Origin of the sequence: Bacillus sp. YKCMOAS1, from assembly GCF_030268125.1 — a bacterium.
Taxonomy (GTDB): domain Bacteria; phylum Bacillota; class Bacilli; order Bacillales; family Bacillaceae; genus Bacillus; species Bacillus safensis.
This window is the reverse complement of the sequence record NZ_BSEI01000004.1, coordinates 268,098-293,041: the sequence shown is the minus strand read 5'-3', so window position 1 is coordinate 293,041 and position 24,944 is coordinate 268,098. Positions and strand designations below refer to the sequence as shown.

At 40.4% G+C, this 24,944-nt stretch carries 25 protein-coding genes, 1 pseudogene and 1 other annotated feature; of the genes and pseudogenes, 4 read left to right on the top strand and 22 right to left on the bottom strand.

Annotation, left to right across the window (positions count from 1 at the left end; translation table 11 throughout):
* Positions 1–218: 218 nt before the first annotated feature.
* The 8 genes from QSJ46_RS14050 to QSJ46_RS14015 all read right to left on the bottom strand — a co-directional run bounded on the left by QSJ46_RS14050 (position 219) and on the right by QSJ46_RS14015 (position 5,928).
* On the bottom strand, positions 219–2,651 hold the full coding sequence (locus QSJ46_RS14050) for a phage/plasmid primase, P4 family (protein WP_285604869.1): 2,433 nt from the start codon (positions 2,649–2,651) through the stop codon (positions 219–221).
* 60 nt (positions 2,652–2,711) lie between these two features.
* Complete coding sequence (locus QSJ46_RS14045) at positions 2,712–3,152, bottom strand: DUF669 domain-containing protein (protein ID WP_254806128.1); 441 nt, start codon at positions 3,150–3,152, stop codon at positions 2,712–2,714.
* Positions 3,153–3,172: 20 nt separating this feature from the next.
* Entirely contained in the window at positions 3,173–3,487 is a 315-nt protein-coding gene (locus QSJ46_RS14040; protein ID WP_113387296.1) for a hypothetical protein, read from the bottom strand.
* A 1-nt stretch (position 3,488) separates the two neighbouring features.
* Positions 3,489–4,415 carry an AAA family ATPase gene (locus QSJ46_RS14035; protein ID WP_247544460.1) on the bottom strand — a complete coding sequence of 309 codons (927 nt, stop codon included), beginning with the start codon at positions 4,413–4,415 and terminating at the stop codon, positions 3,489–3,491.
* Positions 4,416–4,418: 3 nt separating this feature from the next.
* Entirely contained in the window at positions 4,419–4,967 is a 549-nt protein-coding gene (locus tag QSJ46_RS14030; RefSeq protein ID WP_254806127.1) for a host-nuclease inhibitor Gam family protein, read from the bottom strand.
* A 192-nt stretch (positions 4,968–5,159) separates the two neighbouring features.
* Complete coding sequence (locus QSJ46_RS14025) at positions 5,160–5,435, bottom strand: YqaH family protein (RefSeq protein ID WP_076840351.1); 276 nt, start codon at positions 5,433–5,435, stop codon at positions 5,160–5,162.
* The gene (locus QSJ46_RS14020; RefSeq protein WP_170871289.1) at positions 5,432–5,587 is read right to left on the bottom strand and encodes a hypothetical protein; all 156 of its coding nucleotides are present in this window, start codon (positions 5,585–5,587) and stop codon (positions 5,432–5,434) included. Before QSJ46_RS14020 ends, QSJ46_RS14025 begins: the two co-directional genes overlap by 4 nt.
* A 68-nt stretch (positions 5,588–5,655) precedes the next feature.
* Positions 5,656–5,928 carry a helix-turn-helix transcriptional regulator gene (locus tag QSJ46_RS14015; protein WP_254806126.1) on the bottom strand — a complete coding sequence of 91 codons (273 nt, stop codon included), beginning with the start codon at positions 5,926–5,928 and terminating at the stop codon, positions 5,656–5,658.
* Positions 5,929–6,181: 253 nt separating this feature from the next.
* Between QSJ46_RS14015 and QSJ46_RS14010 the strand changes: the two genes are divergently transcribed.
* Genes QSJ46_RS14010 through QSJ46_RS14000 form a run of 3 tightly spaced genes read left to right on the top strand, consistent with a single transcriptional unit; the run spans position 6,182 to position 8,531 of the window.
* Positions 6,182–6,610, top strand: a complete 429-nt coding sequence (locus QSJ46_RS14010) for a helix-turn-helix domain-containing protein (protein ID WP_047946298.1) — start codon at positions 6,182–6,184, stop codon at positions 6,608–6,610.
* Between the two features lie 17 nt (positions 6,611–6,627).
* Positions 6,628–7,065: an ImmA/IrrE family metallo-endopeptidase gene (locus QSJ46_RS14005; RefSeq protein WP_254806125.1), complete on the top strand. Its 438-nt coding sequence runs from the start codon at positions 6,628–6,630 to the stop codon at positions 7,063–7,065.
* 47 nt (positions 7,066–7,112) lie between these two features.
* Positions 7,113–8,531, top strand: a complete 1,419-nt coding sequence (locus QSJ46_RS14000; RefSeq protein WP_254806124.1) for a recombinase family protein — start codon at positions 7,113–7,115, stop codon at positions 8,529–8,531.
* A gap of 9 nt (positions 8,532–8,540) precedes the next feature.
* Here QSJ46_RS14000 and QSJ46_RS13995 read toward each other — a convergent pair.
* From QSJ46_RS13995 to QSJ46_RS13965, 7 genes and pseudogenes are all read right to left on the bottom strand, one after another.
* Positions 8,541–8,930: pseudogene (locus QSJ46_RS13995) on the bottom strand (UPF0758 domain-containing protein); the annotation flags it as partial.
* Positions 8,931–8,977: 47 nt separating this feature from the next.
* Positions 8,978–9,547 carry a Maf family protein gene (locus QSJ46_RS13990; RefSeq protein ID WP_224929057.1) on the bottom strand — a complete coding sequence of 190 codons (570 nt, stop codon included), beginning with the start codon at positions 9,545–9,547 and terminating at the stop codon, positions 8,978–8,980.
* A 178-nt stretch (positions 9,548–9,725) separates the two neighbouring features.
* Positions 9,726–10,742 carry an SPOR domain-containing protein gene (locus tag QSJ46_RS13985; RefSeq protein WP_285604868.1) on the bottom strand — a complete coding sequence of 339 codons (1,017 nt, stop codon included), beginning with the start codon at positions 10,740–10,742 and terminating at the stop codon, positions 9,726–9,728.
* Between the two features lie 156 nt (positions 10,743–10,898).
* On the bottom strand, positions 10,899–11,630 hold the full coding sequence (locus QSJ46_RS13980) for a prepilin peptidase (RefSeq protein WP_047203335.1): 732 nt from the start codon (positions 11,628–11,630) through the stop codon (positions 10,899–10,901).
* 440 nt (positions 11,631–12,070) lie between these two features.
* A complete protein-coding gene (locus tag QSJ46_RS13975; RefSeq protein WP_228280361.1) occupies positions 12,071–12,301 on the bottom strand; it encodes a DUF3951 domain-containing protein in 231 nt (76 codons plus the stop codon).
* 352 nt (positions 12,302–12,653) lie between these two features.
* Positions 12,654–13,958, bottom strand: coding sequence for a bifunctional folylpolyglutamate synthase/dihydrofolate synthase (locus tag QSJ46_RS13970; protein ID WP_285604867.1), 1,305 nt, complete (start codon positions 13,956–13,958; stop codon positions 12,654–12,656).
* A 65-nt stretch (positions 13,959–14,023) separates the two neighbouring features.
* Complete coding sequence (locus QSJ46_RS13965; protein ID WP_285604866.1) at positions 14,024–16,666, bottom strand: valine--tRNA ligase; 2,643 nt, start codon at positions 16,664–16,666, stop codon at positions 14,024–14,026.
* 59 nt (positions 16,667–16,725) lie between these two features.
* Positions 16,726–16,955 (bottom strand) — a binding site (T-box leader).
* 168 nt (positions 16,956–17,123) lie between these two features.
* On the opposite strand from QSJ46_RS13965, the gene QSJ46_RS13960 reads away from it, so the two are divergent.
* Complete coding sequence (locus tag QSJ46_RS13960) at positions 17,124–17,312, top strand: hypothetical protein (protein WP_003216497.1); 189 nt, start codon at positions 17,124–17,126, stop codon at positions 17,310–17,312.
* Positions 17,313–17,365: 53 nt separating this feature from the next.
* On the opposite strand, the gene ysxE is transcribed toward QSJ46_RS13960, so the two are convergent.
* From ysxE to QSJ46_RS13925, 7 genes are all read right to left on the bottom strand, one after another.
* Complete coding sequence (gene ysxE, locus QSJ46_RS13955; RefSeq protein ID WP_064497861.1) at positions 17,366–18,397, bottom strand: spore coat protein YsxE; 1,032 nt, start codon at positions 18,395–18,397, stop codon at positions 17,366–17,368.
* A gap of 37 nt (positions 18,398–18,434) precedes the next feature.
* Positions 18,435–19,727 carry a LysM peptidoglycan-binding domain-containing protein gene (locus QSJ46_RS13950; RefSeq protein WP_285604865.1) on the bottom strand — a complete coding sequence of 431 codons (1,293 nt, stop codon included), beginning with the start codon at positions 19,725–19,727 and terminating at the stop codon, positions 18,435–18,437.
* Between the two features lie 333 nt (positions 19,728–20,060).
* Positions 20,061–21,353 (bottom strand): glutamate-1-semialdehyde 2,1-aminomutase, encoded by a 1,293-nt coding sequence (gene hemL, locus QSJ46_RS13945; RefSeq protein ID WP_039180405.1) that lies wholly within the window; start codon positions 21,351–21,353, stop codon positions 20,061–20,063.
* Positions 21,354–21,380: 27 nt separating this feature from the next.
* A complete protein-coding gene (hemB, locus tag QSJ46_RS13940; protein WP_029706177.1) occupies positions 21,381–22,349 on the bottom strand; it encodes a porphobilinogen synthase in 969 nt (322 codons plus the stop codon).
* The gene (locus tag QSJ46_RS13935; RefSeq protein WP_285604864.1) at positions 22,349–23,140 is read right to left on the bottom strand and encodes a uroporphyrinogen-III synthase; all 792 of its coding nucleotides are present in this window, start codon (positions 23,138–23,140) and stop codon (positions 22,349–22,351) included. Before QSJ46_RS13935 ends, hemB begins: the two co-directional genes overlap by 1 nt.
* Entirely contained in the window at positions 23,137–24,069 is a 933-nt protein-coding gene (gene hemC, locus QSJ46_RS13930; protein WP_034279812.1) for a hydroxymethylbilane synthase, read from the bottom strand. The genes QSJ46_RS13935 and hemC overlap by 4 nt, the downstream gene beginning before the upstream one ends.
* A 37-nt stretch (positions 24,070–24,106) precedes the next feature.
* Positions 24,107–24,937, bottom strand: a complete 831-nt coding sequence (locus QSJ46_RS13925) for a cytochrome c biogenesis protein (RefSeq protein WP_039180413.1) — start codon at positions 24,935–24,937, stop codon at positions 24,107–24,109.
* Positions 24,938–24,944 lie beyond the last annotated feature (7 nt).

Sequence of the window (24,944 nt, the reverse complement as noted above, 5' to 3'; positions counted from 1 at the left end):
TTTCAGTAACCCTTTAAAAACTCAATCATATCAAGGCTTTCAGCCTTTTTTGGGTTACTGGGTTATCAAAGGTTATCTATTTTTCTATTAAAGTCTATATACTTATATATATATTATTTTTTATTAATTAATTTTCATGTGAGAGGAACACGGAAATTAAGTAACCCTCAATAACCCCTAAAAAATGTAAAATATTAAAAACCCTTATATATCAATGGTTAGAGCTTCTTTCTATTGATTGAAGTAACCTTATTTGGGTTACTTTTTGAAGTGAATTCAGTAACCCTTTCAGTAACCCGACCATCGTCACTCTGTAATAAACTTCCTCCGGCATACTGAATTAATGTCATTCCATGAATAAATGTCTTATTTTTTGCGCCTTTTTCTTTTTTAAAACCTCGAATTTCTAATTGACGATAAAAGGCACGGTTTTTTAATTCAACATCATCATTTTCATAACACCAATCTTTGTATTCCTTATAGATTTCTTTTGCCTCGATTTTTGCAGTTGGATGAATAACACATCTTTCAGCAAGAAACGGCCCTAAAATGTCCATATCCTCTCGGTATCCCTCGGTTGCTTTTCTTATGACTTCCGGTTCCTTGAGCCCTTCCTTTTGCCATTTCAAACAACCCTCAACGGCCCATCTTAGAATACCTGGCATTTCTGCAGCTAGTTTCTGCGGCAGCTTCTTATCTACTTTTTCTTTCGGAATCGTAACCGTAAAAGGGACTAATCGGATGCGCCGCCAGATACCCTCGTCACTGCCCTTTACTATTGGTTTATGGTTTGTCGTAAAGAACACTTTAAATTCTGGTGTAAACTCAAAATACTCCTGGCGCAAGAAACGGGCGGACATCTTTTCGCCCCCGGTGATCTGCTTCACTAATGATTCAGAAAGTTGCTGGCCTTCTTCACTCTCTACAGCCGACACAAAGCGTGCACCATCTAGGCGGGCTATGTCATTATTAATGCTGCTATCATTTTTCTTTTTGATAAATGTATCGCTGTTCGTTTGCCGCCCATAGTCTCCAAGTAGTTGTTGAACAGTATTGATAAATGTAGATTTACCATTACGGCCGTTTCCGAACAGGAAGAACATAACTTGTTCAGACGTATCACCCGTTAATGCATAGCCAATGGCTTTTTGCATAAAATTAATAATTTCATAGTTCGGCTGCCCGTTTTCATCTATGAAAATACTTTCTAAAAATGCTTTCCAGTTTGGACATTCTGCGTCTTTTTGATAAGCAACTGTTGAAATTTTTGTAAAGAGTAAATCCCGATCATGTGGCAATATTTCACCTGTCTTTAAATCAATCACACCATTTTCACAATTAAACAGATATTTATGTGAGTCGAGCTCCTCTTTTTTAACGGCAACCATCGGTCGTGTATCTAAAATCGTATTCATCCGAATATTGCGACGCTCGCATTTTTTTGCCCAGTCGTTCAGCTGCTTTTTTTTGTACCCGTCTTCCGTTGCTTTTGCTTCACCATAAATGGCACGCAACGTTTGAGCAGCTAAAGCCTCAATTTTTCGTTTACTGTCTTCTTCCCACATCTTCCCATTCCAAATTAACCATTCAAGCTCATTGCAATACCGTATATTTTTTCCGTGATAATAGACAAGCCTTTCAGCGTTCCCCAACTCGGTCAAATGAAACACGGGCGGCGTATCTATAATTTCTTCGGTGTCCTCAACTTGAGAATTATCAGGATGAGAAATATATACCTCGTACGGCTGATCCTGCTGTTCTTCCATCAAATCGGATATTGTTTTATGAGTAGAATAAACGGCAGCTGCAATGGTCATTTCCCCATATGTAGCACCATCGGATGAATGTTGCCGATCCCACTTTTCCCGATACAATCCCGTTTCACGAAACATCGAATCCATTTTTGAAGTATCTTTATCGGTCCAAAATGCCAAATGGTTACACAGGGCCATATCTGTTGCCGAATGATCATCGTTTATCAAATGACCATTAAACAAATCTTGAATGCTTTTTCCGTTCTTGCTGTTGAACATCCTTTCCCATATCTCTTTATTAGAAAGATTATTCATATCACGGGATGAAGCAGCAGACGGGCTAGATGTTTTCGTTTCTTCTTTTTTGTCCTTCAAATATTTATCAAAGAGCTCCTTGAGCCTGTCCGTTCGTTCTTCAATGGCTCCAATCCCTAGACTGTTTCCTGTAAAGGTAAAATAGCGACCGTGACGATATACTTCTAATCCTAGTTCGGGATTCTTTCTACCTGTGCCCTGTCCCCGTAACGGTATCTTACCTTTGGCAATAATGTGGACACCTTCTCCACTTGGTGAAAATTCGGTATAGCTGCCTACACTATCAACAATTTCTTGTGCGAATGGTGACAAAACCCCACCCTCGACACAATGATCAATATCTATGCCTATAAACGGATCATCTTTTGAGAACATGAAGCCGATCCCGTCATAGTCTCGGTTATTATAAAATTTTAAAATGGTCGGAAAGGTTGACCAGGTTCTCTTATTACTGGATTGTGCCATGCTGCCGTCAATCTGATACGGCACTTTTGTTTTCTTACCGTCACGTTCTTCGGAACGCCATAATATCCATTGAGGGGCGTTTTTGAGCTCTTGCGGTATGTTCTTAAATTCGTACATGTAATAACTCCCCTTTAAAGACGAGGGAGCTATACACTCCCTCAATTGTGTTTTCTATGATCAAAAAGGTACATCGTCGTCACTAATATTCACTGGATCAGCTTTCGGGGCCGACGCTTCCGACGGCTTAAACCCTTTAACTTCGGGATATTTTTTTCCGTTATGCTCTTTTTCTCCGACAACTAGACGAACTGGTTTATTTAAGAAAGCATTCGCCCATTCGATATGATCTTTAAATTTCATTCCGTGGGGAAAACCTGCGGCTTTGGAAGCCTGGTGAAATCTCCACATTGCGTTTTCTGTAACCGTGAAGTTATCATATAAAATTTTCTGCCCCTGGCATGGCTGTTCAACATCCGAACGAATTTCATAATCTACGACAAGTCGCTCATTTCCCGTAGCTGCTGTTTTGCATTCAAAATTGATAACTGTTGCTTCATATTCTCCTGGTTTAATTGGTTCAAATAATGAATCGCCTTTGCTGTGGTCTACTGTAAACATATTTAATTCCCCCAAATTTTTTATTTACCGTTCAGAACGGTTACAAGATTTTGAATTACTTGATCCAATACATACGGATCGTTGGTGTCTTCATTTCGCAAATCATAAATCACGCTGTCTATGCCACTGTTTAATCTATCAATTTCTGAAATTAGCCAGGGTATATCTTGACGGGCGTGTGCGATATATTTTGCGTTATCTTCATTCGTTGTTTGTGCGGTCAATAATCCGCCAATTGTTCCGATATTATTTAATCCGTTGGGTGATTGCTTCCCGATTTCCCAAGGCCCTTCTGTTGCCGCATCGGCACGTTGCCGGATTTCCTCAAGCCTCATTTTAATCACCTCCCAAGACGCCGTTTAATCTTTCAATTGCAGCGTTAGCAAGTTTGACATTCCATTGATCCAATTTCTGATTCGCTTTAATCTGAAATTCTTCAATCATTTGAGCTGCCTTCTCGTTACCTTCAATCAAAGTTTTAATATGAGTAATTAAGCCGATTCTTTCGGTTTCTTCCTCTGCTTTTACATCAATTCCAAGCTCAAGCCATTTATAAAGTTTGCGGCCAACATCAGGATTTAACTTTAAGGAAGAACCCTCAAACATTCGTGTATTATCCTTAGACGTTTCGGCCATATGATCAATGCTAATAGTGAAATTAAGCATAAATTCATATTCCATTTCATCTTTTTGTACTGGTTTGGTCCCAACCTTACGAGGGGCCATTTTCCCGTTGTTATCGGGCTCGACAACATACTCTGTTTTTGTTCTCATTGTTGCCAGGATATGAACATTATTTTGTGTCAAAGTCTTGATTAGCTTGGTTGTTTCCGGCGCAAGTTTGCCCCAGTTCTGAAAAGAGTTTCCGGACATGCTGCCATGTGTTTCCACAATTCCACCTTCCCCCTGCCAGTTGTGGGAAAGCGAATCAATTACAACCACCTCGGCCCCTGCGTTCTTAATTGCCTCAACGGCCATTTGATAACGTTCTGTTGTGTAAGGCGGCGTAAAATCAATATGCTTAAAGCTGCCTATACGAATTTCATCAAATTGTAAATTAGCGTATAGTTTTGCTCGGCGGTGCTCGGTATCAACAACGCCGATCTTAGACCAAATTTCCTCATCACTTGCTTTCGGATATGCTTCTCGCATCATTCCGTAAGCTACAAGCAGCGCTCCGGCTGTTTTACCGGAACCACTCGGACCAATAAATCCAACAATTGCTTTTTCCTTTTGACGTTGTGCGTCTGTTACTTGAAACATAGCTTATACCTCCACTTTAAAATTGATTGAAGCCGGTTCTACCTCTACCCCTGGGACAGCTTGTCCGTTTTCGTCAATTACAACTTTCTTACCGTCAATTTCTTTAATAGATAAAGATTTTTTGAAGTCTCCCCATCTGATGTCTTCTTTGATTAGTTCATTCAGGCCAGCTTTTTTCACATGCTCAAGAAGTTGAGCTTCATCGACTGCTTTAGGCTGTTCTTTAATTGCTCGGCTTTTAGATTTCCCGTAAGGCGTCGATAGAGTTTTTGCCTTCGGGTCTTCCTGCAGCTGCTTCGTATGATAGACACCCACCAAATTTTCAAAGAATGCTAGATTGTCTTCAATCGGTTTCAGTTCCTTGCTTTCCCATTCTTCAATACGCTGCTTTTCTGTGGCTGCCAGTGCTTTGATTTCTTTTTCTTGTGACTTGAGAGCAGCAATTTTACGAAAAGCCCAATTCAAGCTGTTCATATCATTAATCTCAAATTGTGGACGGTTGCCAGGCTGTTCACTAATTTCATTAAGTTCAAAGTCTTGCAAAGGATTCATATTGCACCTTCCTTTATTTGCTTTTGTTGATACTTCCATTTAAAATGGAATTGCTTTTGTTTAATTAGTCCACATTGCCGTGTGGGCTTTTTTTATTCATCTTCTTCCTCGGTGTCATCGCCATGCTCTTGGTCATACTGTTGATACTCTTTTGGATATCCATTGCGAAGTATTTCAGTAATGACCGGATGCTCAAGATTCATATGTCGGCCTCTTTATAGTTGAGACATTTAAACCCTTACTTAAAAATTGAGTCGCAATTTCATGCAGCTGCACAACTTGTTCAGGGTGATGCATTCGTTTAAGCTCCTCGCAATTTGAAACAATTGACCCTGCAATCTCTATACATCCTTCAAAATCTTGATCGGTGATAGCATCGGTTAGTAACTCATCAACAAGAAAGTGAAGTGATTTAATAAGTCTTTCTGCCTTTTCACGATCAGTTTTTAAAAAGTGGTTCAAGTTCATGATTGAGCTCCTTCCATTTTTAAATAAACATGACACCATTTGATCATTTGTTTCTTAGAAAAATCGGCTATTTTAGTTCGTTTCTTTTTAATCATCTTTTGTTCAAATTCAGCGAAGAAGGCGGCTAATTCAATTACCTTTTCTTTTGTCATTGTTTTTTTCTCCTTTCTCTAAAGCCTCTTGTTTTAAGATTCTCGGAACCGATAACTCCATGAAAATTTCATAAAGCCTTGCTTCTACATGCGCCGGTAGCTCTATCATATCCACCCTCCTCAACCACTTGTATTTCCGTCATTTTCAATACATTTAAATCTAAATTTATAAAAATTGCTATTTTCGAAAGTGTCTTTGTACTTGGAAGGTATCTCCCGTTTTCAATGTCGGAAAGATAAGTCCTAGAAAGGCCTAGCGCTTCCGCCATTTCTGTTTGTTTTAAGTGTTGTTCTTTACGTTTACTTTGAATTAACGCTCCAAGTTTTTTCCCGTCCAGCATGTAATCACCTCCCGTTAAGGTATGACCAAATTGTATGGTATTCACGTCATTTTGTAAAAGTCCAAATTCGTTTAAATAAAAGCAATATCGAGAAAAAAAGAGTATATACCTTGTATTTCCGTCATTTTGCTTTAAATTACTTGTATTTCCGTCATTTTAAGCATTGTATTTCCGACATTCCGGCATTATAATTAGATTCATATTAAACGTTGGTACATGAAAGCTGTGTATTGTGTGGGAGGTAACTGACTTGATGACTGTTGGAGAAAGAATAAAGATGCTTAGGAAAGAAAGAAAGTTAACCCAATTACAATTGGCTGATAAGGCTAACCTTTCCCGTTCTTACCTCGGCGATATAGAAAGAGATAGATACAACCCGAGCCTTGCAACATTAAAAACAATTGCAGACGCATTAGATATTCATGTTTCTGAAATCGTAGAAACAGACAACTTATTACATGAAGAAGCTGCTAACTACAATGAAAGTGATGAAAAAGATATTGCCAAACGTATGGAGGCTATAAAGAAAGACCTGGAAAATACCGATGGATTAAGTTTTTCGGGTGAGCCTATGAGCGAAGAAGCTATTGAGTCACTAATGGAGGCTATGGAACATATTGTTCGACAAACTCAAAGAATAAACAAAAAATATATTCCACATAAATACAGAAAAAAAGACTAACAGGGGGTCAGTCTTCTTTGATTAAGTCAGCTGTGCAATCACTAATAAAGAAATATAAAACCAACAACCCATTTGAACTCGCTGAACAATTAAATATTCTTGTTTATGAGTGGGATTTACATCACGAAATAAGAGGGTTTTATAAATACGATAGAAGGAACAGATATATATTTATTAACTCAAATTTAAAACCATATGAAAAACGAGCCACATGCGGACATGAACTGGGACATGCTCAACTTCATACTCATGCTAATACACCTTTTATGAGAGAAAAAACCCTCTTATCTGTTGAAAAAATAGAAGTTGAAGCAAACACTTTTGCCGTAGAGCTTCTTCTTCCTGATACTTTGCTCAAGCAATACAAAAACACAAGTTATACTCTCACGGATGTGGCTTTAATGCACAACGTACCTAAAGAATGGTTACCATACAAAAAAACTAAAATTTTTTAACCTAAAAACCGAACATACATTCTATTTTTGATGGAGGTAATTTTCAAATGGAAGATTCAAGTAACAAAAGCGTAGGTATATATGTAAGGGTGTCAACCGATGAACAAGCTAAAGAAGGTTACTCTATTTCTGCTCAAAAAGAAAAATTAAAAGCCTATTGTGTATCACAAGGTTGGGCCAGTTTCAAATTTTATGTTGATGAAGGTAAATCCGCCAAAGATACGCATAGACCATCTTTAGAATTGTTATTACGCCACATAGAACAAGGAATTATTGATACTGTCCTAGTTTATAGGTTAGATCGTTTAACACGTTCTGTACGTGATCTATATACTTTATTAGATTACTTTGATAAGTATAATGCGGTTTTTCGCTCTGCCACAGAAGTATATGACACGGGGTCCGCAACTGGCAGACTATTTATTACTTTAGTTGCTGCAATGGCGCAATGGGAAAGAGAAAATTTAGGCGAAAGAGTGAAGATGGGCCAAAACGAAAAAGCAAGACAAGGACAGTTTAGTGCTCCTGCTCCATTCGGGTTTATTAAAAAAGGAAAATCACTGGTCAAAAATCACGAACAAGGCGAAATCTTACTTGAAATAATTGATAAGGTGAAAAAAGGATATTCAACACGGCAAATAGCCAATTATCTTGATGATTCAGGAATCCTACCAAGAAGGGGTTATCGTTGGCATCCAGGAACAATATTAACTTTATTAAAAAATCCTATTCTGTACGGTTCTTTTCGATGGGGTGATGAAATTATAGAAGACACACATGAGGGGTATATTTCAAAAGATGAATTTAATCATTTACAAGAAATTCTTAAAGAAAGATCAATTGTAAAAAAAAGAGATAGTTACTCAGTATTCATTTTTCAATCTAAAATCATTTGCGCAAGCTGTGGAAATCGTCTTGCTAGTGAAAGATCAGGTTATTTAAGAAAAAAGGACAAAAAATATGTAGAAAATATAAACTATAGATGTCAGACTTGTGCGCAAAATAGGAATCCTTCTATTATGGGAAGTGAGAAGAAATTTCAAAAAGCACTTGTGAAATATATGCAAAATGTAACACCAAAACTTGAGCCAGTAATACCCGAGGAGAAAAAACATGATTATGAAAAAGTTCATCAAAAAATCTTGAAATTAGAAAAACAAAGAAAAAAATATCAAAAAGCCTGGTCTTTAGATTTAATGACAGATGAAGAATTTGAGCAACTAATGTATGAAACAAAAAAAGCGCTTAAAAGCGCTCAAAATGAATTAGCTGAAGCCCATTCATCAGAATACCAAAATTCACAAATTGACATTGAACGTGCGAAAGAGATCGTAAAAATGTTTAACGAAAATTGGTCTGTACTAACAAACGAAGAAAAAAGAAGTATTGTTCAAGAACTAATTAAACATATTAATTTCACTAAAGAAGACGGTGAAATAATAATCACTCATATAGAATTTTATTAGTATTTATGTCAAGTTTAAGCAAACGAAATTTTCCTGTTGTAAAAACCTCATATCTTCCATCACAAAGTTTGCCCCATCCTCTGGTGTGCGGATCACATAGCGGTTGTCCGTCGTTTGATGGTGTAATCTAGTGCCAAGTTCTAAAGCAGCTAAAAGAGAGACCGCCTTCGCCTTTCCAACTCCTCGAATCTTCGACATTTCTTCAATTGAGGCTTCTCTTACAGAGCGAAGACCGCCAAATGTTTGCAGAAGTCTTGCGGAAATTTGAAGAACTGATTCCTTTTTTGTGCCTGTCCTTAAAAGAATCGCAACAAGTTCATGGTTTGACATACTGCCGGGACCATATTTGATCAATCGTTCTCTCGGCTTTTCATCTTGAGGAAAATGCTTTAGCAACATAGGGAAATCGTTCATGATGCCCACTCCTTTTAGATTCCTTCCTGTCATCAAAAAGGGGTGATTCCAAATGTTTCGAGCACTCTAACTGTTTTGGCAATAGGGAGACCTACAACGGAAAAATAATCACCATCTATTTTTTGAACAAACAGTGCGCCTTTTCCTTGAATGCCATAGCTTCCCGCTTTATCAAGCGGTTCTCCCGTTTCGATATAGCGGTCTATTTCATTTTGCGTAAGTGTCCAAAACGTTACTTCTGTCTGTTCATAAAATGTTTCTTTTCTATTCTCTGACTGAATCGTGACACCCGTCAAGACTTGATGTGTCTTTCCTGACAATAATTGAAGCATTGAGGCCGCTTCTTCCTTGTCTTTTGGTTTCCCAAGACATTTGCCGTCAATTGCAACAATCGTATCTGCACCAACAATCACAGCTTCGGGATATAATCTTTGAATATCACTTGCTTTTTGTTCTGCCAACCATTGGACGTTCTCTGCAGGAGAAAAGTTTCGATTTATTTCTTCTTTTAATTGACTTGCTTGAATGTCATAAGAAAACCCTGCTAGATCAAGCAATTCTTTTCTTCTAGGGGATTGAGATGCGAGAATCAATCGGTTCATGTTTGTTCATCCTTTCAGGGTTTAGCCTAAGAAGTAAGATACCCATTCATCCTATCAAATGTACATCTTACGGACAATTTACGAAAATTTCATTTTTCATGTTCCTTCATCATTATGTTGGATGCAAAAGAAAAAAACTAGTCATTTTTTGACTAGTTTGGTTTCTTAAAATATGATTTTACGTATTTAATTGATCAAGCAGTGCCTGCTGAGATTTCCACGCGTTTTCAGCAGTAGGTTCATTTAACAGTTGTACCGCTTTCAGCAAACTGCTTTTAGCTGGTGCGTCCGTTGTTTTGGCACTTTCAAGCTCAGAGATCAGCTGCGTAACGTCCTTTTGATCTACATCATCTCCTGCAATGACCTTAGAGGATAATAGAGATGCCTTTTCTATTAAACTAGTCAACTCATCCGGTACTTGAAATGAGAGCTCCTTGCCTCCCCATGCCTCAAAGTGCTGATCAATCAGCTTCTTCCCAACAGCACTTGTCATGCCCTGTTCTGTCGCCAGCCCAGCAATGACATAATAGCCATCATCCATTGAGATCTTTTTTCCCGCATACCCTGCTTCTTTTAAACTGCCAACTAATTCATCTGCTCCTTTTTCAGAGGAAAACTTTCCAGCCTGTACGACATAGGTTGAAAAACTGCCAGAGGCACTTTTTTCATTTTTATTCTCTTTTGATCCATCAGCAGTATCTGTTGGCGGCGCATCACCGCCTGCTTTCATCGATGATTGATTTCCGGATGCTGAAACGCTGATATCTCCTCCTGATGGATTCTGAGTACCATCTTGGCTTAAGCTAAGTGCAAACACACCAAGGCCTGTCCCAAGAACCACTGCAAACACAATCGTTGTCATCACTCTCTTAAACGGGCCGCGGTTTTTACCGAACTTCTGATCAAAGGAACCTTTTTTCTTTTGATAAGGTGTGACGACCTTTGGATCAGAATGATAAATATGATCAGCTGCATCATCCCACTGGAAATCTTCTTCTTTCGGTTTAGCCGGTTCTTCCTCAGATGCAGCAGTCTCCTGTTCTGACTGCCTTTTTTCCTCCCAATTCGAAAACGTCACTTGATCATCCTCTTGCTGTTTTGGCGGCTGGTGATCATCTTCATGAAGCATTTCTTCTTTGCCATTAATATTGACTTTTAACCCTTGTTTTTTTGCCTGCCTTTTTTTCACTGTCATTCCCCGCTTTCTGACATTGTTTGTAAGAAAGACCTTTTTGTCCAATGAATCAGCGCGAATGTACCCGTCCTTCTTTCTGTTTCACACTTTAACATAGCGGAAAAAAAAAAGAACAAGACTTTTGTCGGCAGGGAAAAAAAGTGTTCGCCAATTTTTTCAACCGGTCGACCCTGCGAATGGGAGCATGACATGAGCTCCATAGAGATACAGCCAAAAAGAAAAAGAGATCGCAGGAACAAAGGGAAATGGTTCATCTAATTGAAATGAAAAAACCTTCGCATAGGCGATTCCAGCGATACACGAGAGGAAAAGAATGAGAAGGAATGGCTTGAAGCCAAGGCAAAATGCAAGCACACTGAACAGCTTCACATCAGCACCGCCCATGCTATTTGGCTTGAAACGTTCTAAACTATAAAACATGAGAAAGCAAAAAAGAAGCGAAGCCGCTCCTTCCCACCAAATAAGAAGTGGTTCAAGCATGCGGTATATGACGAAAAGAGGGAAAAAGAAGAGAAACAGCTCGTTTGGCACCCTCATATAAAGGAGATCACTCACGACAGCAATCACAAATAAACTACAAAGAATCACAAGAAAAAGACCTTCAAACGAAATACCAGCAATTCTATACATGAGCAAAAAAAGACTACCTGACAGCAGCTCAACCAGTGGATATAGCAAAGACAGCCGAGTGCCGCAATGTTTACAAGTTCCCCTCAATAACGCATACGAAACGAGCGGGATCATCTCGTGCAGGGAAAGCGGCTGTTTACACACTGTGCAGTGAGAACGAGGAAAAAGAATAGACCGCTTAAGTGGCAGCCTTTCACCAACTAGATGAAAGAACGACCCCATGGTGATGCCTGCAAGAAACACAAAAATGCCTATCATATATCGCGGCTCCTTCCGGAAATAGAATATCCCGGATTGTACCATAGCGATTCACCTTGAACACCTGATGAAAATGTGATTTCCCCTCTCATTTACATTTCAAAAGAAAAAAGACGCACATTACATAGAAGAAATTGCGTCTTTTGATTACCTTAAAATACGATTTCGGATATCCGAGAAAAAGTGTTACAAATACCTAACCCTTTTCCTTCAAACTCACAAATTTTTGATCAAATATGACAAGATAATAAAACAGATATCCTAACAAGAAAGAGCACAAGATAGAAGCTTACCCGTCTTTATAAAATCTCCATATACTTAATCTTGTTTAAGCAATTATTTTTACGCCCATTTTGTAAGAAGAGCACTAAAATTAACACCATATATTATCTCAACAACACTTCCATCACACTATTAAATAATTCATTATTTATTAGCGGCTAGAATCTTTTCCCCTTATTTTTATCCTTATCATTACCTTGATCGTCTTCATTTCCTTCTTCATTTTGCTCTTCATGAAATTCAATACTGGTGTTTCCAGTAATATTGTCAAAGGGAGTATAGTAAACACCTATGCTTTTCCCTAAAATAATTCGCTTAAAAAGGATTACAACTATTGAAACAACTATTAATAACATAAAAGAAAGAAGAACTCCACTGATAATAAACAAGTTATTCCTCCTTTCAGATGAAATTTGAGGAAAAGCGTTTTAAAAATTAAATGACAATCTGTTAATTTATACATTAATACTACGCGATACACCTTTTTATCCATTGTACTATATAGTTACATTAAACCCAAAATAATCTATTCCAAAAAGCAGCAGTCATTACTTGAAGTGAAATTTGATTAAAAATATCCCATAAATCGTCATAGAGGGAATAAGAAGGGATGGGCATCGAATAAAATATGTTCACTCCATATAGAATTCCTTCCCGTCATCAGCTTCAACTTGAGTACCTAGTAAACCCGCATTTCAAAAAAAAAGACGCACATTGCATAAAAGCAATTGCGTCTTTTGATTACCTTAAAATACGATTTCGTATATCTGAAATAAAATAAAGAGAGCCTGTCACAATGATCACCGCTGAAGGATCATCACTTTTTTTCTGAATGAACTCAAGCACTGTACGAGGGTCATCATCATAAGACTTTGCGTCTAACTGACTGCATACATAAAGCTTTTCAGCTGATTCGGCTCTTGGAAAATCAAATGAAACAAAATGGATGGAAGAACTGACAGCTTCAAGCTTTTGAATCATTTGCTTGTACGGCTTATCTTTTAAAGCACTAAAACATATATGCACCTGTTTACTAGAAAAATGAGCTTGTACAGTTTCAATTAAACGGTCGATCCCTTCTTCATTATGAGCACCGTCTAAATACACTGGAGGATGATCTTTGACTTTTTCAAATCTCCCAGCCCAAACTGCCTGCCGAATGCCCTCATATATTTGCTCTTTTGTCACGCTAATATAGCCTTCTTGCTCCAGCCATTCAATGAGTAAAACAGCAAGAGAAGCATTTTGCCTTTGATGCGTTCCGATTAATTGTGTTTCAAGCTGCGGATACTGCTTTTTTGATGTGCGTAACGTGAAACGTTCACCTGTTTCTGTTGGCTGCTGCTCATCAAAGCTACAAGTATCATGTAATGAAATACATTCAGCATTCTTTTCTTTGGCTGTGTTTTGAATGACAGCAAGAGCTTCAGGCTGGTGAACTGCCGTGATCATTGGAATACCCTCTTTGATAATGCCCGCTTTTTCAGTTGCAATTTGTTCAAGTGTGTCACCTAAAATGGCCATATGATCATGACCAATCGACGTAATCGCTGTTAAAATAGGCACAGCAATATTTGTAGAATCAAGCCTTCCGCCAAGCCCTGTTTCCAAGAGGACAAAGTCTACTTGGTGCACATGAGCAAAATAAGCAAATGCACATGCTGTAATGATTTCAAATTCTGTCGCTGCGCCAAGCTCTGTTTGATCTAATTCGTCAACAAAAGGCTTGATTTCATTCACCAAACTCAGCCATTCTTCATCATCTATAGGCACTCCATTCACGCTGATTCTTTCATTGAACGTTAGTATAAACGGAGAGGTGAAAGTTCCGACCGAATAGCCGGCTGCCTGCAACACAGAACGCGTAAACGCAATGGTTGATCCTTTACCATTTGTACCTGCAACATGTACTGTTTTTATACTTTGTTCCGGATTTCCTAGTCTGTTCATCAGCCATTTCATTCGTTCAAGACCCGGTTTTACGCCAAAGGCCAGTCTGCTGTGAATCCAATCAATGGCTTCATGATAGGTTGTAAACAATGTCATCTCTCATTTCATACGAAATTTTCAAAAAAGACGACTCCCTTTCATTAGGAGCCGTCTTTTCAACCTTATGCTTTCAGCTCTTCAATACGCTTTTGAACAGCCTCGCGTTTTGCGACATAATCACGTTCTTTCGCACGCTCTTCTTCTACGACACTTTCAGGCGCTTTTTTCATAAAGCCTTCGTTGCCAAGCTTTTTCTGTACTCGTTCCACTTCTTTTGTCAGCTTATCAAGCTCTTTTTGCAGACGAGCAATTTCTTCATCTAAGTTGATTAAGCCTTCAAGCGGCAGAATGAGTTCTGCTCCAGAAATAACAGCCGTCATCGCTTTATCACTAGCTGGGATATCCGTGCCAATTTCAAGAACACTTGGGTTCGTGAAGCGCTCAATATATGAACGGTTTTTCTCTAAGCGTTCCTGCACATCAGATGTAGAGGCTTTAATGTAAAGCTCTACTTGTTTGCTCATTGGCGTGTTCACTTCACTGCGAATGTTACGAACAGAGCGGATGAGTTCCACAAGCAGCTTCATATCAGCAGAAGCTTGTTCGTTGGAAAGCTCCGGCTTCACTTCAGGCCATGCCGCAACAGTAATGGACTCACCTTCATGCGGTAGATGCTGCCAGATTTCTTCTGTTAAGAACGGCATAAACGGATGTAGAAGTCTCATCGTTTGATCTAATACATACGCAAGGATCGAACGAGTCGTTTTCTTCGCTGCTTCGTCTTCTCCATAAAGCGGAAGTTTCGCCATTTCAATGTACCAATCACAGAAATCATCCCAAATAAAGTTGTATAAATGTCTGCCCACTTCACCGAATTCATACTTGTCAGCAAGCTGTGTGACACTTTCAATTGTTTCATTTAAGCGTGTTAAAATCCATTGATCAGCAACTGATTTTTCTCCTGTTAAATCAAGCTCATCATACGTTAGACCATCCATATTCATTAAAGCAAAACGGGATGCGTTCCAAATTTTGTTCGCAAAGTTCCAAGTGGATTCAACCTTTTCAAAGCTAAAGCGAAGATCCTGACCTGGTGAGCTTCCAGTCGCTAAGAAATATCTTAATGAATCCGCACCGTATTTGTCGATGACCTCCATTGGATCAATTCCGTTGCCGAGCGACTTACTCATTTTACGCCCTTGTTCATCGCGGATAAGCCCATGAATAAGGACATCTTTGAACGGTTTTTCTCCTGTGAATTCAAGACCTTGGAAGATCATGCGGGATACCCAGAAGAAAATGATGTCATAGCCAGTTACAAGCAGATTGGTTGGATAGTAGCGCTTGAAGTCTTCACTGTCTGCATCCGGCCAGCCCATTGTAGAAAACGGCCAAAGAGCTGAACTGAACCATGTATCAAGTACATCGTTATCCTGTTCCCAGTTCTCAATATCTTCTGGTGCTTCAAGTCCAACATATACTTCTTTCGTTTCTTTATGATACCAAGCCGGAATACGGTGTCCCCACCATAGCTGACGAGAAATACACCAGTCACGGATATTTTCCATCCAATGTAAATATGTCTTTTCAAATCGGTCTGGAACAAATTGAACTTGGTCGTCCCCTTTTTGCAGATGAATAGCTTCGTCTGCCAGCGGCTGCATTTTCACAAACCATTGTGTTGATAAATACGGTTCAACGACAGCTCCACTTCGCTCACTATGACCAACTGAATGCATGTGGTCCTCAATTCTGAACAAAATGCCTTCTTCTTGTAAATCCTTCACAAGCTGTTTGCGGCATTCGAAACGGTCCATCCCTTTATATTGCAGTGCATTCGCATTCATTGTGCCATCTTCATTCATGACAAGAATACGCTCTAGCCCGTGGCGGTTTCCAAGCTCAAAGTCATTCGGGTCATGAGCAGGCGTAATTTTCACAGCACCTGAACCAAACTCCATATCGACATAGTCATCACCGACGATTGGGATCTCGCGGCCTGTAATTGGTAAAACCACTGTTTTTCCAATCAAATGCTGATAGCGCTCGTCATCAGGGTGTACGGCTACGGCTGTATCTCCCAGCATTGTTTCAGGTCTTGTTGTCGCAATTTCAATTGAACCCGTGCCATCTGAAAGCGGATATCTCAAGTGATAAAACGCACCTTGAACATCCTTATAAATCACTTCAATATCAGAAAGTGCCGTTTTCGTTGCTGGATCCCAGTTAATGATGTACTCTCCGCGATAAATAAGCCCTTTTTCGTACAATTGAACAAACACTTGGCGAACGGCTTTATTCAGACCTTCATCTAAAGTAAAACGTTCACGGGAGTAATCGAGACCAAGACCCATTTTCGCCCACTGGCTGCGAATAAAATCTGCATATTCTTCTTTCCATTTCCACGTTTCTTCCACAAATTTCTCCCGGCCAAGGTCATACCGGCTTACGCCTTCTTCGCGAAGCTTCGCCTCGACTTTTGCTTGAGTCGCAATACCGGCATGGTCCATACCTGGAAGCCAAAGAACGTCATAGCCCTGCATCCGTTTCATACGTGTCACGATGTCTTGGAGTGTAGAATCCCATGCATGCCCAAGATGCAGTTTTCCTGTCACGTTTGGTGGAGGAATGACGACTGTATATGGATCTTTCGTTTTGTCATTTTGTGCTTCGAAGAATTTTCCTTCAAGCCAGTACGTATAGCGGTCTTTTTCAATCGCATTAGGATCGTACTTTGTTGGCATTTCTTGATTATTTGTTCCCATTTGTGTAACCTCCACATTTTTTCGGCTGATGAAACATAAAAAAAGCCTTTCCATCCTTATAAAAGGACGAAAAAGCTTTTTCGCGGTACCACCTTTTTTCATGAGACACATACACGTGTCCCATACACTCTAAAGGATAACGGGGTTCTCCCGAATTTCTCTACTTGTTCATTCAAGAAATTAAGCTCACAGGCGACCTTCCAAACAAGTACATCCTAGGAAACCTCTCAGCTCTTGGCTTCCCTCTCTTTAGGGTCTTGCTCGTACTCTTCCTGATCTACGCTTACGATATATCACGTTCATCAGCACATACTCATCTTTTATTTATATTACTAAATGCCTTTTGTTTTCGTCAATCATCTTTTCCGCTTTTCTTCTTCTTTATACAAATTGGGCAGGCACCCTTCGCCCTTTTGCCCATATGATAATAACAAAATGAAGAAGGAGGGCGTTTGATTTGAAGAAGATCAATCCTTACACACTTCCCCCCTGGCTAAGACAAATTCGGGCAGTTGCCTCCCAAGTCGTTCTCCCGATTGCTATATTTCAAGGATTTCGTACGATCATTTTCCCTACAACATTTGACGTCCTCATTCTAGGTATTCTTATTTTTCTCGCCTGTGCCTTTCATCTTGATTGGTTTTAAAAAAACTCATGCTTATGTACCTGCCCATATAAAGCCAACGCAACATAACCTCGTCATTCCGCTGATGACGAGGCACTTTGTTCTTCTTCAAGCCGTCTAGCCTGCTCAATCTCATGAATCTTCATGACAGTCGGCTCAGAATTTTTCATCTGCCAATACGCTCTTAACAACTGCTGACAACTTTCCATTTCATCCTGTCCGCCTGCTTCATAAGCTTTTACTGTATCAAAGAGCACTTGCGGATAAGCAAGGTAGCTTAGGAACAAATGCAGTTCTTCCTCCCGAAAAGGGTTTCCTTTTTGATACGTATAAAACAAAGAAGTGCATTCAGGACAAGACGTGGGATAGGTTTTGAATGTCCGAAAGTAATAGGTCAGAAGATCATAGATGGGGGCGGCTTTTTTAGACCGCTCGAAATTGGTGAAATGTCCTGTTCCTACATCATTATACAAAAAATGATGGATCGATAGCTGTCCATGATTTAGCACAACACGCGTTGTCTCTTTGTCTTTCATTTCTTCATGCCAATCTTCTAATCGTTCAAGCGCAAATTCGCTGGCAGACATCGCCTCTGAAAAATACATAGCAGCGGCCAGCTCAAATGGCGACATATACCACGTTTGTTCTGCCCGCTCTATGAATCGTTCATACATGTCTTTCTCTGTTTCCCATTTGGTCTTGATTTGGGTGTAATGCGCTTCTATCTCTTGCTCTGTGATATCGATCATGACTTCAGTCCGCTTATGAAGTCTTGCAATCTCTTGAAATAAATATTCGTGCTTATCGTCCTGCTCTTCTCTCTTTTCATTCGTCAGCCACGGCATAAGATAGTATGCATACTGGCTTTCCCGATGACTTGAGAAAAAGGAACCGCTCTTCGTCCGATAAATCGGCACAAAGGAGCGATATCCCTTTGATTCTAGTTCAAGCATTTGTTCAGTAAATTGCATATGCCGGTTGGCTTTTACTCGCTTCAAGGCAAATACACCCTGCTTTGTATATACCTTGATGACAACAGGACTGACAGGTTCAATATATTCAGCCTCAAGTCCGTATTCGTATAAGACAGATTGGATTTCATCCACGTTCACTCACCACATTTTCTCGGTCAGTCATCGCTTGCTATGCATTGCTTTTTTGATATTCAGGAATATAAAGAATCTGCCCTTCCTCAAGCTCCGCATCAATCGATAATGAGTTTGTGCGAAGAAGCTGCTGCACATTCAATTGATATCTCTCACAAATACGATCGACCGTATCTTCTTGCTGAACTATACATATTTTCATGCGAGAAAAATCTTCCTCCTCCTGCTTAGCGAACAGCTTTGTTAAATAAAGAGAGTTCTCACTGCCAGACGTTTCTCTCACGTCTTCTTCAAGCTCCTCTTCTTGAGCTGACTCATATATTTTAGGTGCTTCCCGTTCATATAACCGCCCGAGCTGATATTCGTCATCCTGCTCCTCTTGCTCAGGTTCCACTTGATAAGCAGGTGATTCAAATGCCGGATACGACTGTACCGTTTCTTCCTGCTCTTCTGCAGCTTCCGGATCTTTTCTCACTTCCACTTCAAAGTACGTATCATCCCGCTCCTCTTCTTCTAAAAGCTTAGGCGGTTCAAAAAATGGCGGTTCCTGCACCTGAGCTTCAGGGATGGATCGATAGCCAAGCGCCACAGCTTCTTCTTGATTACTCGGCTGTTCCGGCTCTTCTTGTTCTTCAGGTTCCTCGGGTTCTTCGAGCACTTCCTCTACTTCCCTGTTCATCAGTTCTATCTCAATTTCTTCTTCTTGATCTTCCTGTTCCTCTTGCTCGGCGCGCGTGTCATGTTGGAATACATGCTGCTTCTCATCATCCTCATGTTCTTCGCCTTGCAGGTCTTCTTGCTCTTCTTGTTCCGGCTGCAACTGATAATCGTAAGCCATATCGCCATCATCCTCTTCAGGACGATGGACAAATTCATACGGCTCCTCTACAGGCGCTTGAGGCGTTTCCTCGTCTAACAAGCCCTCGATGGCTAAATCAGCCTGAATGGTAAGCAAACGATTCTCTGTCAGCTGGTAATCAAACGCATCAATGAACACAAACACATCATTTAAATGACTAATTTTGTTCTTCGGAATGGTGATATCGACTGGAAATTGATGCAGAAGCTCCGCCGTTCCGTCTTCTCTTACCTTTACCTCATCTGCTTCCCTGTATGTTGGAAAGGAACTCAATTCACCCAATAGCTCCTCTTGATTTATGTTGTATTCTCCTGTTAGCTCGAGTGAACCTCTAATGGAAACATAATCATTCACTTCTTGAACGAGAATGTCAGGGTCGAGAGAAATTGACAGCAGCTCACTGACTTCCTGTCCGCTTTTGAAATAAATGGATTCTTCTACCGAAAACTGTAATCGATTGTTTTGAGACAAGTCGGTGTCCTCCTTTCATCTAATCCTTAAAAAATAAAATTAGATGTCAATACAGTTGTATGTGGGAGGAAGTGAAAATATGATTCGTTTTCTCCAACGCAAAAAGCCGATATGTCTCCATATCGGCTCAGCGTGTAGACAAACCCTCGCATTCGTTGTCAGTCCTGCGCTCCGGTGCTCACGAATGTCAAATTCGCTCCGCTCCGCTGCTCGTCTTTCCTAGACTGCAAAGGTTTTCTATCACGCTGAAAAAAAGACAAAGGGCTAAAATCAAGATCATTTTAGCCTTTGTCAACAATCTGAAGCCGATATGTCTCCATATCGGCTTTTGTTTTATCGACGTAGTTTTTGAAAAACCTTTTCCACTGTCTCAATGGTATATTCGATGTCTTCATCTGTATGAGCTGTTGACAGGAATAGTCCTTCAAATTGAGATGGCGGGAGGAAGATGCCGTGATCGGCCATTTCCTTGTAAAATTCAGCGAATAAAGCAAGATCAGCTGTTTTCGCTTTGTCATAATTGATCACTTCTTCATTTGTAAAGAAGAATCCGATCATGGAACCCGCACGGTTAAACGTTAATGGAATTCCATATGCTTTTGCTGCTTTCGAAATACCTTCTTCTAAACGGTCACCTTTTCGTTTAAACTCTTCATAAGACTCAGGTGTGAGCTGTTTTAGAGTTTCTAAGCCTGCTGTCATCGCAAGAGGGTTACCAGATAACGTTCCTGCTTGATAAATTGGACCACTTGGCGCAATTTGTCTCATAATATCCGCTCTTCCGCCATAAGCACCGACTGGAAGACCGCCTCCAATGACTTTACCAAGACACGTCAGATCAGGTGTGATGCCAAAATATCCTTGCGCGCAGTGATAATCCACACGAAAGCCTGTCATGACCTCATCAAAAATGAGTAATGATCCGTATTGCTCCGTAATATCTCTCAGCCCTTGCAAGAAACCTTCTTGCGGAGGGACAACCCCCATATTTCCTGCGACCGGCTCTACAATGACACCAGCAATATCGTCGCCAAATTCTTGAAAAGCAACTTGAATGCTTTCTAAATCATTGTACGGCACTGTGATCGTGTTGCTTGCAGTCCCTTCAGGAACACCAGGACTATCAGGCAGTCCAAGCGTTGCCACTCCAGAACCCGCTTTAATGAGCAAAGAATCACCGTGGCCATGATAGCAGCCTTCAAATTTCACAATTTTATTTCTGCCTGTAAAACCGCGAGCTAGACGAAGTGCACTCATCGTCGCCTCTGTACCAGAGCTGACCATGCGAATGACTTCGATGGAAGGGACCCGCTCTGATACAAGTTTAGCTAATTCATTTTCAACTAACGTAGAAGCACCGAAGCTTGTCCCATTTTCCGCTACTCGCTGAATGCTTTCAACGACACGATCATTCGTATGTCCTAAAATCAGTGGTCCCCATGATAAGACATAATCGATGTATTCATTTCCATCAATATCATAGATCTTGGCGCCTTTGCCTCGTTCCATAAAAATCGGGTCTGTGTTGACTGATTTAAATGCACGCACAGGGCTGTTGACACCACCAGGCATTAAATGCTGTGCTTCTTCAAATGCTTGTTTTGATTTTTCATAGCTACGTCCCATTTCAATGTCCTCCTGTCTATCCGTTCTTTATTCTGAGAGCCATTTTGCTGCATCTTTTGCATGATACGTAATGATGAGTTCTGCTCCTGCACGTTTCATGCTTGTCAGCATTTCCAAAACAAGCTCTTTTTCAGAAATCCAGCCATTTTGAGCAGCGGCTTTTACCATTGCATACTCTCCGCTCACATTGTAAGCAACAACAGGGAGTGTAAATTCATTTTTCACATCACGCATAATGTCTAAGTAAGAAAGAGATGGTTTGACAATCAAGAAGTCTGCTCCCTCTTCTACATCAGATTGCGCTTCTCTTAGAGCCTCTAAACGGTTTGCAGGGTCCATTTGATATGTTTTACGATCTCCAAACTGCGGTGTACTATGTGCTGCATCACGGAACGGACCGTAAAAAGCACTTGCATATTTCACGGCATAAGACATGACTGGTACATGAATAAAGCCTGCTTCATCCAGTGCCTCACGAATGGCAACAACAAATCCGTCCATCATATTTGAAGGCGCGATGATATCTGCACCTGCACGCGCTTGGCTGACAGCAGTTTTCGCTAATAGCTGAAGAGATTCATCATTTAAAATTTCACCATCTTCAACGATTCCGCAATGTCCGTGATCTGTATATTGGCATAAGCAAGTGTCTGCAATGACCACGAGCTCTGGGAAATGCTTTTTGATCTCAAGCGTTGCTCTTTGAACAATGCCATGATCGTGATACGCCTCACTGCCTACATGATCTTTATGATCTGGCACACCAAATACAATGATCGATTTGATGCCGAGATCAACAAGCTCTTGGACTTCTTCTTTCACAAGATCTACAGAAATATGATACACACCTGGCATTGAAGAGACTTCTTTTCGGACATTTTCTCCCTCTACAAAAAAGATCGGATAAATGAAATCAGATGGTCTTAAAAAGGTTTCTCTGACTAATTCTCTCATTCCTGCGCTTGTCCGCAATCTGCGGTGTCTGTTAAATTTCATCAATGGTTCAACTTCCTTTCAGATAAACGGCACATCAAATCAAGCATTCCGTCTATCGTATAAGTATCTGGGGTTTCAGAAGAAATCCCGTATTGAAGCAGTGCCTCTTTTGTCAGAGGACCGATCGTCACAAAACAGGTGTCAGATGCAGCAAGCTTCGCTGCATCTGCTTCCATCACATGCATAAAAGAATGAACAGTAGATGAGCTCGTAAATGTAATAAAATCAAATGATTGCTTCGTCATTGCCGTTTTAAGAGCAGCAATTCCTTCCTCATCCTTGACTGTTTCATATAAAATCCATTCTTTTACCTCAATGCCGAGCGGAACGAGGGTCTCTTTCACCACATCTCGTGATAGATGCCCTTTTGCTACAAACACACGATCTCCTGGGCGTACATGGTCAAGTAATGCATCTGCCAGTTCTTCCGCTATAAATCGTTCTGGCACAACATCCACCTTCAAGCCGTGCTGCTCAAGATAGGCAGAGGTTTTCTCTCCTACAGCAGCCACTTTCAAATGGGATAAGCTCTTTTGGAAATGATGGTCTTTTATGTAGTTCAGAAAAAAAGACGCACCATTCACACTCGTGAAAACAAGCCATTGGCTATTTTCTAAGTCCTTTAAAAAGTCCTGCGCTTTTTCTTTTGTGAGCGTAGGCTCAAACCGAATAAGAGAGGTTAAAACCGCATGGCCGTTCAGCGCTTCAATCTTTGGCTGAAACACGCCCGCTTGACGTTCATTTCGAGTGACAAGCACCGTCTGTCCGTGAAGCGATTTGCCTATGCTCATTGAGACAAATCCTTTTTCACCTTGTCGATCAAATCCTTTGCTCCCTTATCGGCCATCTGCTTCGCACACGCTGTTCCAATTGCTTCAGGGTCAGTGCCTGTGACGGTTTCTCGAATAATTGTGTGCCCATCAGCAGATGCAACAAGACCTGTTAGTTCAATTTCATTATGCTCATTCATCGTTGCATAGCCGGCGATCGGCACCTGACAGCTTCCATCCATTTGTTTGAGGAAGGCTCTTTCTGCGAGGACCGTTTTCTTCGTATATTCATTCGTAAATTGGGCGAGAAGCTGCAACAGCTCTTCATCATCCCCGCGGCACTCAATCGATAGCGCGCCTTGTCCAACGGCTGGAAGGCACGTCTCAGGAGATAAAAATTCCGACACAACCTCTTTGCTCCATCCCATTCTGGACAGACCGGCAGCCGCTAGAATAATGGCATCATACTCTTCATTTTTCAGCTTTTCCAATCTCGTATCAATGTTTCCTCGAATCCATTTAATCTCAAGATCTGGTCTTTCCTGAAGAAGCTGTGCGCTGCGCCGTAAGCTGCTCGTTCCCACAATTGCACCCTTAGGCAGTTCGCTGAGACTCAGATGATCCTTCGAAATAAGTGCATCCCGCACATCTTCACGCTCAGGAATACAGCCAATCACTAAACCTTCTGGAAGAGCAGCCGGCATATCCTTCATGCTGTGCACCGCCATATCGATATCATGATTCAGCATCGCCTGCTCAATCTCTTTAACAAACAGTCCTTTTCCGCCAACCTTAGATAAGGTCACATCTAAAATTTGATCACCCTTTGTCACAATTTCTTTTATTTCAAAAGAATAAGAAGGGTTTAGTTCAGACAGCTTTTGAATGACCCATTTTGTTTGTGTAATTGCCAGCTTACTTCGTCTAGAACCAACTTTAATTGTACGCAATACGTCTTCCTCCCGACAATGCCTTTAAGACTCATCATTATTGAAACCAATGAAAGGTTGATAAGCTACCAAGCAGAAAATAATTGATCATTAGCACAAGGAATGAAGCGACATTCCAAAATGCCACGATTTTGCCCTGCATATTTCTCACCAATCTGATATATAAGTAAAAGCCATATAAAAACAGCATAATAAACGAACCAAGCACCTTTGCATCTGTCCAGTACAACGTATCATACGAGATATATGCCCAAATGATGCCAAGAATTAAACTAAGCAAAAGCATTGGCACACCAATAATGTTTAATACGTATGCCATATGATCCAGCTTTGATAAGTCTTCAATTCTCAAAAGCCATTTTCCCCATTTTTTCTTTTTCAGCAAACGATATTGAAAGAGATAAAGCAGTGAAAATGCAAAAGAAAGTGAAAAGGCACCGTAGGATAAAATCGCCATCGTAATATGAATCACGAGCAGTTCACTCGTCAGCTTCCCCGTTAGTTCTGCTGAATGGAGGTCAGATGGTGTAAAGGTGTGAATCGCCATCATGGAAAAACCGATCACATTTGTAAAAAAGACAATAAATTCAACGCGCAATATCTTTGTGAGGACAAGCGAAAGTGTCACAAGCACCCACGTATAAAAATATAACCCCTCTGCTACATTCAACACAGGGAATCGGTCTGTTTCCATCATAATATAGAACATGTAGACTGTTTGCAGCAGCCAGACAATAGAAAGCAACCAGAAAGCCATTTTTCCAGCCTTCCGGTTGTGTTGAAGAAAATCTATGAAATAGAACAAGACACTTAGTGCATAGATTAAGATCGTTGCTTCATTGAGTCTCGCTACAATGGATTCCATCATCGCTTAA